This is a genomic window from Desulfosarcina sp., assembly GCF_046496365.1.
Classification (GTDB): Bacteria; Desulfobacterota; Desulfobacteria; order Desulfobacterales; family Desulfosarcinaceae; genus Desulfosarcina.
On record NZ_JAWOHB010000074.1, the window covers coordinates 1 to 13,449 of the forward strand.

The 13,449-nt window shown below is 56.6% G+C and carries 11 protein-coding genes and 1 tRNA gene; 8 read left to right on the top strand and 4 right to left on the bottom strand.

The genetic code is table 11. From position 1 onward, the window contains the following. The first annotated feature begins 284 nt into the window (after window positions 1–284). The 3 genes from R6V78_RS06270 to R6V78_RS06280 all read left to right on the top strand — a co-directional run bounded on the left by R6V78_RS06270 (window position 285) and on the right by R6V78_RS06280 (window position 3,026). Window positions 285–360: transfer RNA gene (locus R6V78_RS06270), tRNA-Thr, on the top strand. Window positions 361–653: 293 nt separating this feature from the next. Next, the gene (locus tag R6V78_RS06275; protein WP_410288482.1) at window positions 654–2,507 is read left to right on the top strand and encodes an ATP-dependent helicase; all 1,854 of its coding nucleotides are present in this window, start codon (window positions 654–656) and stop codon (window positions 2,505–2,507) included. Window positions 2,508–2,693: 186 nt separating this feature from the next. Further along, a complete protein-coding gene (locus tag R6V78_RS06280; protein ID WP_410288483.1) occupies window positions 2,694–3,026 on the top strand; it encodes a hypothetical protein in 333 nt (110 codons plus the stop codon). Window positions 3,027–3,321: 295 nt separating this feature from the next. On the opposite strand, the gene R6V78_RS06285 is transcribed toward R6V78_RS06280, so the two are convergent. Then, the gene (locus tag R6V78_RS06285; RefSeq protein WP_410288484.1) at window positions 3,322–3,594 is read right to left on the bottom strand and encodes a hypothetical protein; all 273 of its coding nucleotides are present in this window, start codon (window positions 3,592–3,594) and stop codon (window positions 3,322–3,324) included. 177 nt (window positions 3,595–3,771) lie between these two features. On the opposite strand from R6V78_RS06285, the gene R6V78_RS06290 reads away from it, so the two are divergent. Next, window positions 3,772–4,329: a DUF4136 domain-containing protein gene (locus R6V78_RS06290; RefSeq protein ID WP_410288485.1), complete on the top strand. Its 558-nt coding sequence runs from the start codon at window positions 3,772–3,774 to the stop codon at window positions 4,327–4,329. Between the two features lie 128 nt (window positions 4,330–4,457). Here the strand turns inward: R6V78_RS06290 and R6V78_RS06295 are convergent, their stop codons facing one another. Then, window positions 4,458–6,605, bottom strand: a complete 2,148-nt coding sequence (locus R6V78_RS06295; RefSeq protein WP_410288486.1) for a 6-phosphofructokinase — start codon at window positions 6,603–6,605, stop codon at window positions 4,458–4,460. Window positions 6,606–7,056: 451 nt separating this feature from the next. Here R6V78_RS06295 and R6V78_RS06300 point away from each other — a divergent pair, with 451 nt between their 5' ends. The 4 genes from R6V78_RS06300 (at window position 7,057) to R6V78_RS06315 (ending at window position 10,814) form a co-directional block, all read left to right on the top strand. Next, window positions 7,057–7,773: a glutamine amidotransferase gene (locus tag R6V78_RS06300; protein WP_410288487.1), complete on the top strand. Its 717-nt coding sequence runs from the start codon at window positions 7,057–7,059 to the stop codon at window positions 7,771–7,773. A gap of 229 nt (window positions 7,774–8,002) precedes the next feature. Continuing rightward, the gene (locus R6V78_RS06305; protein WP_410288488.1) at window positions 8,003–8,827 is read left to right on the top strand and encodes a transporter substrate-binding domain-containing protein; all 825 of its coding nucleotides are present in this window, start codon (window positions 8,003–8,005) and stop codon (window positions 8,825–8,827) included. A gap of 248 nt (window positions 8,828–9,075) precedes the next feature. Next, the gene (locus R6V78_RS06310; RefSeq protein WP_410288489.1) at window positions 9,076–10,086 is read left to right on the top strand and encodes an ABC transporter permease subunit; all 1,011 of its coding nucleotides are present in this window, start codon (window positions 9,076–9,078) and stop codon (window positions 10,084–10,086) included. After that, on the top strand, window positions 10,083–10,814 hold the full coding sequence (locus R6V78_RS06315) for an amino acid ABC transporter ATP-binding protein (protein WP_410288490.1): 732 nt from the start codon (window positions 10,083–10,085) through the stop codon (window positions 10,812–10,814). The genes R6V78_RS06310 and R6V78_RS06315 overlap by 4 nt, the downstream gene beginning before the upstream one ends. Before the next feature lie 109 nt (window positions 10,815–10,923). Here R6V78_RS06315 and R6V78_RS06320 read toward each other — a convergent pair whose 3' ends face one another. After that, on the bottom strand, window positions 10,924–12,060 hold the full coding sequence (locus R6V78_RS06320; RefSeq protein WP_410288491.1) for a saccharopine dehydrogenase family protein: 1,137 nt from the start codon (window positions 12,058–12,060) through the stop codon (window positions 10,924–10,926). A gap of 45 nt (window positions 12,061–12,105) precedes the next feature. Continuing rightward, window positions 12,106–13,446: a bifunctional lysine ketoglutarate reductase /saccharopine dehydrogenase family protein gene (locus R6V78_RS06325; RefSeq protein WP_410288492.1), complete on the bottom strand. Its 1,341-nt coding sequence runs from the start codon at window positions 13,444–13,446 to the stop codon at window positions 12,106–12,108. Between the last annotated feature and the right edge of the window lie 3 nt (window positions 13,447–13,449).

Here is a 13,449-nt window from a genome sequence, read left to right on the forward strand (position 1 = left end):
GATCATAAGTTTTTCCCTCCCAATGAACGCCCTGACGGTTGGTGAAAGATAAAAGCGTTCAGTGAAAAATTAAGAGTCTCACGCCAAGTCGCAGAGCCGCCAAGAAATTTTATGTGCAACTCTAAAAATCTTTGCTACTATCTTTTTTTAGTATCCCCAAAACTACGCCAGGCTAACTATGCCAAGTATAACCGAAGCTCGAAAATCTCAAAGCGCCGGGTCTAACGGAATCCTTTTGCTTGCATTTGGTCCATAAACACTATACTTGATTTCCCTGTTTTTAAGCCGGCGTAGCTCAGCTGGTAGAGCAGCTGATTCGTAATCAGCAGGTCCGCGGTTCAAGTCCGCGCGCCGGCTCCATAGCCAGTTTCGGGTTCCCTTGTCGCCTTGCGGGAACCCGTTTTTTTTGAACCGTGACGGTCAGCGAACTGAAAGCCGGCTAGCATGCTGGGTTGAAATTTCCCTTGAACTGCTCTGGGAATCTTCAAATCCGGAACGGGGTGGGTCCCGGGGCGGCGGACGACCGCCGATGGGCCGCCTTATTAGCGCAACCCGCATCGCTTTTGCAACCGCCGTTTTGCGATTGGCGGTCCATGCCCCCTATACCCCTTGCGGTGATGCAGCTTTTTCAGCCGCTACAGGAGAAATTTTCCATGCAGCTTTCACCCCAGCAACAAGCCGCTGTCGAGCATAGCGGGTCTCCGGCGCTGGTCGTTGCCGGTGCCGGATCGGGAAAAACCCGCACCCTGACTGCCAAATTTGCCCACCTGGTGAAATCGGGCCTGCCGCCTGAACGGATTCTGGCAATTACGTTCACCAACAAAGCGGCTGACGAAATGAAAGGCCGCCTGATCCATATGACCGGTATGGGGCTGCAGCGCTTTCCCTGGGTGCGGACCTACCATTCCGCCTGCTTCCAGATCTTCAAGGAGCACGGCCACCGGTTGGGGTATCATCCTCCGATTCAGGTCTTTACGGCCTATCACCAGCAAAAGACGGTCAAAGAGGTGCTGCTTTCCCTTAATTTCGATAAAAAACATGCCATGTCCGTGCTGGGCCAGATTTCCAACGCCAAAAACAGCGGAGATCCGGGTGCTTATTTTGACAACCACCCCCGCCAGGGCAATATCCGTATGATCGATGTGTACGCACACTACGAAAGCAGGCTCAAAGCGGCCAATGCATTGGATTTCGACAATATTCTGCTGCTGACCCGCAATTTGCTGCGGGACCACGCGGACATCCGGCAGCAGTACCAGACGCGTTTTGCGTACATCCTGTGCGACGAATACCAGGATACCAACGACCTGAACGAAGAGATTACCGCCCTGCTGCTCAAAGATGGAAATCTCTTTGCCGTTGGCGACGACTGGCAGTCGATCTACTCGTTCAGGATGAGCAACGTCAGCCACTTCCTCTCTTTCAAAAACAAATACAAGGGGGCACGGATCTTCAGGTTGGAACAGAATTACCGCAGCGCCGACGAAATCGTCCAACTGGGCAACCGGGTCATCGGTTACAATGAAAACCGTATGGACAAGGCCTGTTTTTCCGACCGGGCGGGCGGCGTGGTGGAAACGCATGGGTTCTATACCGATCAGGAGGAGGCCCGCTGGGTGGCGGACAAGATTCACAGCCTGGTCAGAATGAACATCCCTTATGAAAAGATGGCCGTGCTCTATCGCACCAAGTTTTGTTCCCTGCCCTTCGAGCAGGCCTTTCGCCGGGCACACATTCCCTATCGAATGATGGGTGGGAAAGGTTTTTTTGACAGGGTGGAGATCCTTGACCTGAACTGTTACATCACCGCTGCGGTGTTCGACAAGGATGACACGGCCTTCGAACGGGTTCTCAATACGCCCAAAAGGGGCATCGGTCCGGGAACCGTCAAAAAGATAGCCCAGATGCGCAGCGGCTCAATGAGCCTCAAGGAGGCGGCCCGCAGGGCGGTGGCCGAACGGGTGCTCTCCACCAAACTCACCAACGGGTTGAAAGCCTTGCTGGACCTTCTGGGTGAGATCCGCGACCTGCGGCCCGACGAAGCCATCCGGCGGACGATTGCCCGCACCGGTTACATGGACCATCTGGAAAGTTATACCCGAAGCAATTCCATGGACCTCACCGCCAGGCAGGAAAACATCGAACAGCTGATCCATTCGGCTGCCCAAAAAGAGACGATTGTGGATTACCTGGAGGAAGCGGCCTTGGTCCGCGAGGATAAGGATGATGAAGAGGAGTCCGCCGGTGTTAACCTATCCACCGTTCACGGCGCCAAGGGGCTGGAGTTTCATACCGTGTTTGTCATCGGGTGCGAAGAACAGCTGTTTCCCCACTGGCGATCCATGGACCGGGCCGAGGATCTTGAGGAGGAGCGGCGACTCATGTATGTGGCGGTGACCCGGGCGGAGCGCTGCCTGTACATCACCTCGGCCAACTTCCGCAAAGGTCAGTTCAACCCCCGCAGCCGCTTTCTCGAAGAGATTGACGCGGTGCTGGCCGGGCGCTGACCGACGCTTTTGACCCGATCATGGCAGGCAAGTTCCCTGTGTCTGTTGCACCTTATGGACTTGACATCATCCGGTCTTGCGTATAATTGCTACTAGCCGCATGATTTTATTGAACAAAGCAGTCTGCAGAGTTAATAACAGCCGTGGGTCGACCTGGCCCGGGGCAGGGATACAGGATCAGGGGCAATGAATTGTATCGACGCTGTAGAGGGTATGGCAAAGACGGTATTGAATAAATTTTTGGATGTTTCCACCGAATGCCGGCAGGATCTCAGCGAATATATCCTCACGGTGAAGACATTGATCGATGGCGTGGCGCTTTTTGTCAAAAACAATCCGGAGGTCTGTGAAACGCCCGAACTGGTCAGGGACGAGCTCTACGAGTTTGCCAAGTCACAGTGGCTGGGGCGCTTGGAGAAAATTGTTGATCCCGATCAGCAGGTGGGGGCCAATCCTGACTTAGAATATCAGGCCTACTGCTACGACTATATCTATACCCACGGCAACTACCCGCGGTGAACCGCGATTGCGAGCGCATTCCCCGCGGTTTGCCGCGGGGAGGGTTCGATAAAAATAATGCTTCTGCAGGGCCTGTGGGCCACAAAGGAATTTTTCAGATGAGCCAGACCGATGAGGACTTGCTGAAGGCTGAGATCGACGAGATAATGCGCACGGTAGATGCGATTATGGACAAGGTGGCCCGGGTTATACCAGAACAAAGGCATGATGCCGACTGACGGCGGTGTGAACCTCGGCGCCGCCCCGTTTAAAATCACCATCCGGTTCAATCTCAGCCGAAGTTTTTTTAAAGTGCTTACACCTTTGTCTGGCCCAGTTTGCTGAGAAATGTTTTCCGGCGCAGTTTAAGCAGCGCCGCGTCTTCTTCCACCAGATAATATTCCGGCTGATTATTTGCATCATAACAGACATAAAGGGCGTTATAGCCGCTTGCGTCGGACACATCCTTGATTCGCTGAACATCGTTGTCGAACCGTTCGCAGACGGTACCCCAGTGTTCCGGGGCGGCGTTGTCGATGCGGTCAATGGTCTGGGTTGCCTCATTGTAGCTGATGTGAAGTGATTTCATGGCGCCTCCCTCATGCCTGCCGTCTTTGGTTTGGGTCAGGGCCGATTGAAAGAATATTACCCGCTGCCCAGGGGCGTGTCAATCGGCCGACCACCATTTCGGTGAGTGAGCGGTGGCAATGGCTGTGGAAGTGATTATATAATCTGAAATGATGGACGCAACCCAATGGAGGCGCCAATGATATCGATGGCAGTCAGGATTTTACTTCTTGCTGCAGCGGGCCTGTGCGGTTGTGCCACCGTTCAGGTTAGCCAGGATTACGATCCCCAGGCGGATCTTTCGCACTACGGCACCTGGCGGTGGCGGGAGCCGGTGCAGGCGCGGACCGGAGACCTCCGCATAGACAACCCCCTGCTGGACAAACGCATTCGCCGGGCTGTCGAGACGCATCTGGCCGGCCGCGGCATCAAGATTGAGCAGCAGCCGGACCTTTTTCTGACCTATCATCTGGCCATCCAACAGAAAATCCAGGGCGACACGTACTACTCAACAGTGGGTGTGGGCAGCTACTACAATCCCTGGTATGGGGGTTTCGGCACCGAGACGCGCATCCGTCAGTATGAAGAGGGCCGTCTGACCATCGATTTCCATGCAGCGGATTCGGGTGACCTGGTGTGGCGGGGGGTGGGCACTTACCTCCTGAAAACGCATAAAACCCCGCAAGAAGCCACCGCAGCAGTCCAGCACACGGTGGACAAGATTCTTTTTCAGTTTCCTCCGGGCCTGCAGCCATAAGCGGGCTTGGGTGTTTTCATCCCGCTTCCAATTGGAGCCGGCCTTTTGCAGGGGTTGACCCTGCCTGCCAATGGGCAGCTTCGTGTTTGTGACCGGGACCTGCATGTTCGCAATCAGCCCTGTGCCTGCTATTGGTCTTGAATCGACGCTTGTTCGTCGCGCGCCCCGTCTTTAATGGAGGGCTGATCCCCCAGGGCATTGAGCAGCAGGGTGATGGGGCGGTCCTCCTCGCTGTTGCCGGCAAAGCGGATGGGGCCCGGGTGACGGAAATGGTCTTCCCCCGGAACCGCTGCCAGCCACTTGTCGCGGAACATTTTCACGACCCTGAATGCCGGCGAGTTGACGTCCACGATGCTTTTTTCGAGCACCAGCTCCAGCTTGCTTTTGCGCTCTTCCAGGTGCATGAGCGGTGCGATGGGAATGCCGATGGGGCGCCAGTGGGCAAAATCCTGCTCCAGGTTCAAGATGGCGGCCATCTGGCCGGTTGCGCCGTTGGCGATCAGGCTGAAAACGGTCTGGCCCAGGTTGTACGTGTAGGTGCAGTCGAAGCGGGTGGGGTCGCTGCCGCGGCCGTCGTAGCCGTAGAAGTGGGCCTGGGTCTTGAATTTGGGAACGGACTGGTCGAAGATTTTTTCGATGGGCGCCGGAATGGAATCCTTCTCAGCCAGGCAGTCGGCCCTGACCAGTGCGGCCTTGAGGGTTTTTTTTGAGATGATGGTTTTTTTGACCATCAGGTGATGGGTCCGCTGCCAGTTTTCGAAGAGAATGGGGCCGTATAGCTCCGGATCGAGGCCCCCTTTTTGCATCGTCTTGACAAACTGCGCATTCTGGATGCCGATCTTGTAGTGACCCTTCTCCTTTAGAATCCCCAGGTAGTCTTTCACCAGGTCAAGGAGCACCTTTTCCGTCTTGACCTGGGAGAACTGAAAATTACCGTGGCTGTCCCGCTCAGTGAGCAGGCCTTCCTGAAAGAAGGCCGGAATGTCGTTGAACAGTTCGTCGTCCCGTGCATTCCATACGTTGTAGGAAAGGTCCGAGCGGATGCCCCGGACCAGCCGCCGCAGGTATTCCAGCTTGTCGTCCAGGGTGGGCAGGGCGGTGTGGAAATCCCGGTCGTGCATCTTGTTGTAGTTGCCGATGATCGTGTTGAGCTTGATGATGAAGACCTGGATTTCATTGATGAACTCCAATATGCCCTCCGGGACCACCAGAACGCCGTAATTTTTCCCCACGGCGGCCCGGTCCATGATGGCGTCGCAGATCACCCGGGAGAGGTGCCGCAGGGTCATGCCGTAGGCTGTGTAGTCCACCACCCCGGCTTTTTCGGCCTTTTCGAGCCGGGCATGGTCCACGTAATCGGCCAGGTCTTCGCCGATCAGGGTTATGTTGGCGTGGGTCTGCAGGGCAACCTCCAGCGCCAGGTGGCTGGCCACGCGCCCCATGACCTTGCAGACATGCCAGTACTTCACGTCGGAGCTGGCGTCGGTGCACAGGTTGGCGACGGCCTGGGAGAAGGCGCGCGCGGCCGTGTGGAAGCCGAAAGACATGGCGCACAGCACCTTGCCCCGGGCGTCGCGGACCTGGATGTCGCCGTCGATGGTTTTGGGAACGCCGATCACCTGAATACCGTCGTCGAACATCTCCTGGGCCAGAAAGGCGGCATTGGTGTTGGAGTCGTCGCCCCCCACCACCACCAGGGCGTCCAAGCCCAGTTGCTGGCAGGTTGCCCGGGACAGGTCCATCTTCATCCGGTTGTCGATCTTGGTGCGCCCGGTCTTGATCATGGTAAACCCGCCCACATTCCGGTAGCGGTCCACCTGTTCGCGGGTCAGTTCCAGGTAGTCGCCCTCGATAATGCCGTCCGGCCCCATCAGGAATCCGAAGATCCGCGTTTGCGGATTGATGCGCTTGGCGGCGTCGAACAGGCCGGCAATGACGTTGTGGCCGCCCGGGGCAGGCCCGCCGGAGAAAACGATGCCGATGTTGCGGGCCTTTTTATACTTCTCCTTGGCCGCCAGAGCGACGCCGTCGCCGCCTTCGACCCGCTGGACGGTGTTGGCGATGATATGCGGCAGCCGCCGGTGGGACTCCTTGTCGATCTCGAAGCGGTACTGCGCGTCGGTCACCAGGGTGGTGACAGGGCTTTGGAACACATTGCACACGGGTGGCTGGTAGGCGATTCTCTCTTTCAACTCCAGATTGACATCGGCGACGGCGTCCGTAATCGATGGGTGGTCGAGCAGCTTGTCGAGTTGGATGGTGGATGGTTCCGGCATTCAGCCCTCCTGAATGGATGATGGAGCGGGTTGGTGAATTGGGCTTCCGATGACGGGAGCCGATCGGCCTTGGAGAAACGATCCGCGTTGGGTTCTATTATCTCCGGGCTGCAGCGCAAGTCAAGGCAATTGTATCGTTCAAGGAGGCATGCAGTCAGGTATAACCTATTGAGAGCAAAGCACAAGCATGCGATGTGGCCACGGGCACGCACGGTGGAAAGGCCAGGCATTGTCCCAAAAGGAACCTTGACAACATGGCGGTGAACCGTTAGTGAGTGCCCATCCGCAAAAGGCATCTTTCGGCCCAGGCCGGCGTGCTTCGACCCTTGAAATTCTCGACGCAGCGCCTTCGGTTGCGAGGGCTCTGGGGCCTTGGCCTGAACCCAGCTCCACCCTTGGCGGATGGACGCGGATGCGGTTTTGTTTTTGCGCAATGGCAAAAGGATCAACCTTGTCCATAAAACCCGTTTTAATCGTAAAGGCCGGGGCCACCTATCCAGATATGGCGGCCCGCTGCGGCGATTTCGAAGACTGGATCATCGCACGCCTGGACCGCTCGGCGGCTCCCATCGAAACCGTTTGCCCCTATGCCGGTGAACCGCTGCCCGCATCCATATCCCTTGGCGGCATTATCATTACCGGATCCCACGACATGGTGACCGAAAAACATCCCTGGAGCGAGAAGACCGCCGGCTGGATCAAACAGGCCGTCGAGGCCCAGATTCCCTTATTGGGCGTCTGCTACGGTCATCAATTGCTGGCCCACGCCATGGGAGGTGTGGTGGGGGACAACCCCGGGGGTAAAGAGATCGGCACGGTGGCGATACGGCTTACCCGGCAGGGTCTGCAGGACCGGCTGTTCGACAAAATGCCCGCAACCTTCTCAGCTCAGGCCTGCCACAGCCAGAGCGTACTGAAACTGCCGGCCGGCGCCACGCTTCTGGCCTCCTCGGACCTGGATCCCCACCATGCCTTTGTCATAGGAAGGCGTGCCTGGGGCGTCCAGTTTCACCCTGAATTCAACGCAGCGGTGCTGCGGCATTACATTCAGCGTTTTTCCGCAGAACTCTGCCAGCAGGGTGATGATGTGGCCCAGCTGCTGCTGGCGGTTCGGGAGACGCCGCAAAGTGAAGGGCTTTTGCGCAGGTTCCAGGGCATGTGCACCTGAAGCATGGGGCGGCGGTTCCACGGATTCCAATCAGGGCTTTACTTTGCCGGCGTCTTATTATAAAAGTTGACTGTATTTTGATTTGCCTTTTTTAATGAATACCATCAATCCCGATATCGCGTGACGCTTCCGGGCACTCCGGGGACGACTTTTTTTCAGCTGAACGGTGGATCCAGCCGCAGGATTGCGGCTTTGCTATGTTCTAATCAATCAAGGAGGAGGATCACGTATGAAGAGAAGTTTTTTTACCGCACTGGCGATTGTTGCCGCAGTGACCTTTGGCATGGGAACGGCCTTCGGCGCGGACATCGAGCTGGCCAAGAAATCCCACATCCAGAAAATCCTGGAGCGCGGCGAACTGCGCGTGGGCTTCGAATCCGGTTATATGCCCTTTGAGATGACCAACAAAAAAGGTGAATTCATCGGTTTCGACATGGATTTCGGCCGCCGGATGGCCCAGGCCATGGGCGTCAAGTTCGTTCCCGTCAATACCGCCTGGGACGGTATCATTCCCGCGCTGGTCACCGATAAGTTCGACATCATCATGGGTGGCATGACCATCACCCAGGAGAGAAACCTGAAGGTCTCTTTTGCCGATCCATACATCGTCGTGGGCCAGGCCATCCTCCTCAACAACAAGCACGAAGGCACGGTCAAATCTTACAAGGATCTCAATGACCCCAAATACATCCTTACCTCCCGCATGGGCACCACCGGTGAGCAGTCCATCAAACGCATGCTCCCCAAGGCGACCTACAAGGGATTCGAGTCCGAAGCCGAAGCCGGCATGGAAGTGATCAACGGCAAGGCCGATGCACTGGTTTACGATCTGCCTTTCATCGGAATTCTCTACTCCAGCCAGGGCCAGGGAAAAACTGTCTTCCTGGACCAGCCATTCACCTATGAGCCGTTGGCCTGGGCCATCAACCAGGGCGATCCGGACTTTTTGAACTTTCTGAATAACTTCCTCAGGCAGGCCAAGGGCGACGGATTTTACGAAAAAGCCTACAACAAATGGATTTTGAGCTCGGACTGGAAAAAAGAACTCGAGTAACCTTCTGACCTGACACATGGTAGGTGATCATGATTTGCCCACAGGCCGGCCGGAACCATACCGGCCGGCCTGTGTCGTCATGACGCCGGCTTTTCTTAATTCTCTAAGATAATGAATACGGCGGGACGATTGGGAGCCAGCCGTATGGCGATGCTGCGGCGACCGGCAACCCAGTACGAATCGATTGTCTTAAAGGATAAAAACCCATTGCCCCCACGCTTTCACCCCAGCAGGAAGAAGATGCGACCATGAGCGATGAAAACAGTCAACGGATTACCGGACGGCCCGTCAATTACAACCGGTGGGTCATGGTTTTCTGCCTCGGTGTACTGGTATTTATGGGTCTGTTCTACTACGCCACCCAGAAGATTCAATACAACTGGAGATGGAACCGCACCCCGATCTATTTCGCCTACCAGGACGACATTCACGTGACCTCGGCCATTGACGGCGAGGTGGCATCCATTCGCAAGGAAGGCAAAAAGGCCATCATTACGGTTAAAGGCATCGGTGAGGAGGAGGAGTACAGCGCACCGGCAGCGGGCCTGCGGGTGACCCAAGGGGAATTCATATCCCCCGGTGAAACCCTTGCAAGCTATAAGCGATGGAAACCCGGGCTGCTGGTCATCGGGTTGTGGATCACGCTCAAGATCAGCGTGCTCTCGACGATATTCGGTGTGATCATCGGCATCATCAGCGGTCTGATGCGGATTTCCGACAATCCGGCCCTGCGTTGGACCTCCATTGTCTACGTGGAACTGATCCGGGGGTCTCCGCTGATGGTTCAGATTCTGATCTGGTACTTTGTCCTTGGAACCCTGATCAACGACCTGCTCTACGCTTATGGGTTTGGGCAGATACCGGCGCTGTGGTACGGCGTGGCCTCGCTGGCGTGCTTTGCCGGCGCCTACGTCTCGGAAATTGTGCGTGCCGGCATCCAGTCCATCCACCGCGGCCAGACTGAAGCGGCCCGCTCACTGGGCATGAGTTATGGCCAATCCATGCGCCATATTATCCTTCCCCAGGCCCTTCGCCGGATTCTTCCGCCCCTGGCCGGGCAGTTCATCAGCCTGATCAAGGATTCCTCACTGCTGGGGATCATTGCCATCCGTGAATTGACCAAGGCAGCCCGCGAAGCGGTTACGGCAACGCTGCAACCCTTTGAGGTGTACATTCTTCTGGGTCTTTTGTACCTGGTGCTTACCTTTTCCCTTTCCATGTATGTGCAGTATCTTGAGAGGAGGATGGCAATATCGTGATACAGGCCAAAAATGTATATAAAACGTTTTATGCACCCCATGAGATCAACGCATTGGTGGATGTGACGGCCAGCATCAAAGCCGGTGAGGTGGTGGTGGTGATCGGCCCGTCGGGCTCGGGCAAGAGTACGTTTTTAAGATGCCTCAACCGCCTGGAGCAGGCCACCAGCGGACATATCTTTATCGACGGCATCGACATCCTGGCTCAGAAGACCGACATCAACAAGATCCGGGCTGAGGTGGGGATGGTTTTCCAGTCGTTCAATCTGTTTCCCCACAAAACGGTCCTGGAAAACGTGACCCTGGCCCAGAAAGTGGTGCGCAGGCGTTCAGGGGAGGACAGCGAGAACAAGGCCATGGCCCTGCTTGAGAAGGTAGGCATCGTTGACAAGAAAAACGTCTATCCGGATCAGCTTTCCGGCGGACAACAGCAGCGGGTAGCCATTGCGCGGGCACTGGCCATGGATCCCAAGGTGATGCTGTTCGACGAGCCCACGTCGGCGCTGGATCCGGAGATGATCGGCGAGGTGCTCGACGTCATGAAGACCCTGGCCAAGGAGGGCATGACCATGGTGGTGGTGACCCATGAAATGGGCTTTGCCCGGGAGGTGGCCGACCGCGTTATCTTCATGGATGCCGGTGCCATCGTGGAGGAGGGTACCCCGGAGCATTTCTTCGTCAATCCCACCCACGACCGCACCAAACTGTTTCTCAGTCAGATTCTATAGGTGGCTGGATAGGTCACTGCGACACGATCACTCCGTGCCCCCTGCAGTAAACCCGATCCTCGGGGAACAATCACCCGGATGCGGACCCCATCCGGGTGATTGGTTAGATTCAGATATCCTCCACCGTCTCCCGATACACCACGCCGCGCTCGGCCAGGCCTTCGAGGATGAACGTCATGCAGGCCGGCTCGCTGCCGATCTGTTCCGGTGCAATCACACCCTTTTGGCTGAAGCGTCGCGCTCCGATCAGCCGGGCAACCACCGTGGCCGTATAACCCGTGGCCCTTGCCATGGAATGGATTTTGGACTGCGGGTCGTAACGGTCAACCAGGTCCCAGGTGGTGCGAATCCGCGCGCCGCTTTTTTCTCCCTCGACGACGATCTTCATAACCGTGATATCCACCTCTCCCTCGTCGAGCTGCCACATGGGAAAGAGCAGTTTGGCGGTCACATCCAGGGGACGGATCTTAACCCCGTTCACTTCGATGGGTTGGGTGTTGAAAAAACCCGAGGCGCGCAGGACGGCAATCTTCTCGATGTGGCCGGGGTAGCGCAGTGTTTTTTCTTTCATGTTGGGTATTTTCAGCGTTTTGTAGAGGGAGCGCAGTCCGTCGGTGTTGAAGGCTTCGAGGGTGCCTATACCCGGGAAATCGACGTATTCCGGATCGCTCAAGGCCGGCCGTTTCACCAGCACACCGTTTTCCACGTAAAAGGCGGGACGGGTGTATTCCTCAATGACATCGATGGGAGAGAATACGGCTTTGTATTCATAGGGCCACCGACGGATTGCGGGCAACCCACCCACGTAGATGAGGGCTGAATCGGTGCGGTCCAACTGGCGATGGCAATGGCCCACCAGCATGTTGCTCATTCCCGGCGCCACGCCGCAGTCCACGACCGCCGTGACGCCCCTCTCTTTTGCCAAGGCATCCAGTGCAAATGGATCTTCGGGAAAAAAGGCGATGTCGACCACATCTTTTCCCGCTTCCAGGATGGTTTGCAGGGTCGCATAACCCATGAACCCGGGCACGGCACTTATCGCCATGTCCGCCGATTCAAGGATTCGGGTCAGGACCGTTTTGTCGGCCAGGTCCGCCTTGACGGTTTCAATGCGATCCATTGCAGTCACCCGGGACAACGCCTTTGGGTCGATGTCGGCCACCGTTACATGCACGTCGGTGCTGGCGGCCAAATCCCTTGCCATGGGGGCGCCGACCAGTCCGGCGCCTAATACCACTATGTTCATCGTCTTCTCCTTGCGGTTGGCTGATGTAAACAGCGTGGATGTCAATTAAAAAACAGTCGGTTTTTTCAATCGCCCCTGCTTGAGATGGGCGGCGAGGTACGCGTAATTTTTGGTCAACCGGCCGTTGAAAACAATCACGGCTTTTTGAATCTCAGGCGGCAGGGCTGAATTCTCAAGGCTGCTTGTGTAATCGGCGTTCAACAGGCCGGCTACGAACGGCTTCAACTGATTGCTGAAAAACGTTGAGGCATCGTTGGGCAGCTCACAGGGCAGATTGTCCACCGCCAGCAGCACGAGCCCATCTCCCAGGTGGCCGTCGGCGGTTGTACCCGCGATCGGATCCACCCGATAGGCGGGCATGTCGCTGTCGGTTGATTTGACATTGCACTCGATCGACCCGTGGGTATCGCAGGTAATGTCGGCGATGCCGCTGAGTTTAAGCGTTTTTGAGGTTTCGGCCAGGCGTTTCAATCCCGACCAGGTGACGAATTTTGGATAGCGCCGCTCCCAGTAGACTGCGTTGACCAGCAGAGTCAAGCTGGCAAGACACGGTTCGAAACGGCTCTCATAACGCTCCGGATGATCAAAATACGCCTGCAGGTCGAAGGTTGCCCCCCCATCGATGGGCCTGACCAGGTCCTGTTCTTTAAAAACCGTCACGTAGACCGTGTGGCGGTTACCCTGCGCCTGGCTGACAAAGGCATTGATCCTGTCGGCGGGGATGCGTTCGGTCGGCAGGCAGTCGAAGGTCTGCTGGGCGCCAGTGGAAACATTGCCGTAGCCTAAAATACCGATGGTGAAGGGACTCAATTCCGGGGGAAAGCCCTTGCGGCGGATTTGATCACCGATTTGGGTTAAATGCGCCCGGGCCGCCTTCACCGAATCGTACTGGTGGGCCCGCCTGACCGCGGCCAAGGGCGTGGCAATACCCTTGGCGGACCAATGTTCGCCCATCAGTGAAAGTATGTCGATGGCCCCGGCATCCCCGGCAAAGGGGCCGAAATAGATCAGGCGGCGGCCGCTTTTATCGGTAATCTTTTCATAGTCGATCAGGGTGGACCCGCTGTCGAGGATCCGTTGCAGCAGGGGCATGTTGTCGGGCTGTCCTTTGATGGTGTGGGAGAAAAAAAGATAGGTCTTGCCCGCCTGGATTTTTTCGACGGGAATTTCTTTGACCCCAAGAATCACATCCCCATCGGTCATGCCTTCACAAACCACCGCTCCGGCAGCCGTGTATTGCGCCTCGCTGAAAAAGCGCTTGTCTGATTTTTCGACAAAGGCGTGCGCGCCGGTTTTTGCGAGTATCTCCGCCAGGTCCGCCGGCACGATCGGTGCGCGGCGCTCCCAGCGGTTTTTGTCTTCGGCGCGAATCAACAGTGCCTTCATTTT

Coding starts and splice junctions, on each gene's coding strand:
- R6V78_RS06325 (WP_410288492.1), bottom strand. CDS start 13,446: ATGAAGGCACTGTTGATTCGCGCCGAAGACAAAAACCGCTGGGAGCGC.
- R6V78_RS06295 (WP_410288486.1), bottom strand. CDS start 6,605: ATGCCGGAACCATCCACCATCCAACTCGACAAGCTGCTCGACCACCCA.
- R6V78_RS06280 (WP_410288483.1), top strand. CDS start 2,694: ATGAATTGTATCGACGCTGTAGAGGGTATGGCAAAGACGGTATTGAAT.
- R6V78_RS06285 (WP_410288484.1), bottom strand. CDS start 3,594: ATGAAATCACTTCACATCAGCTACAATGAGGCAACCCAGACCATTGAC.
- R6V78_RS06310 (WP_410288489.1), top strand. CDS start 9,076: ATGAGCGATGAAAACAGTCAACGGATTACCGGACGGCCCGTCAATTAC.
- R6V78_RS06305 (WP_410288488.1), top strand. CDS start 8,003: ATGAAGAGAAGTTTTTTTACCGCACTGGCGATTGTTGCCGCAGTGACC.
- R6V78_RS06275 (WP_410288482.1), top strand. CDS start 654: ATGCAGCTTTCACCCCAGCAACAAGCCGCTGTCGAGCATAGCGGGTCT.
- R6V78_RS06290 (WP_410288485.1), top strand. CDS start 3,772: ATGATATCGATGGCAGTCAGGATTTTACTTCTTGCTGCAGCGGGCCTG.
- R6V78_RS06320 (WP_410288491.1), bottom strand. CDS start 12,060: ATGAACATAGTGGTATTAGGCGCCGGACTGGTCGGCGCCCCCATGGCA.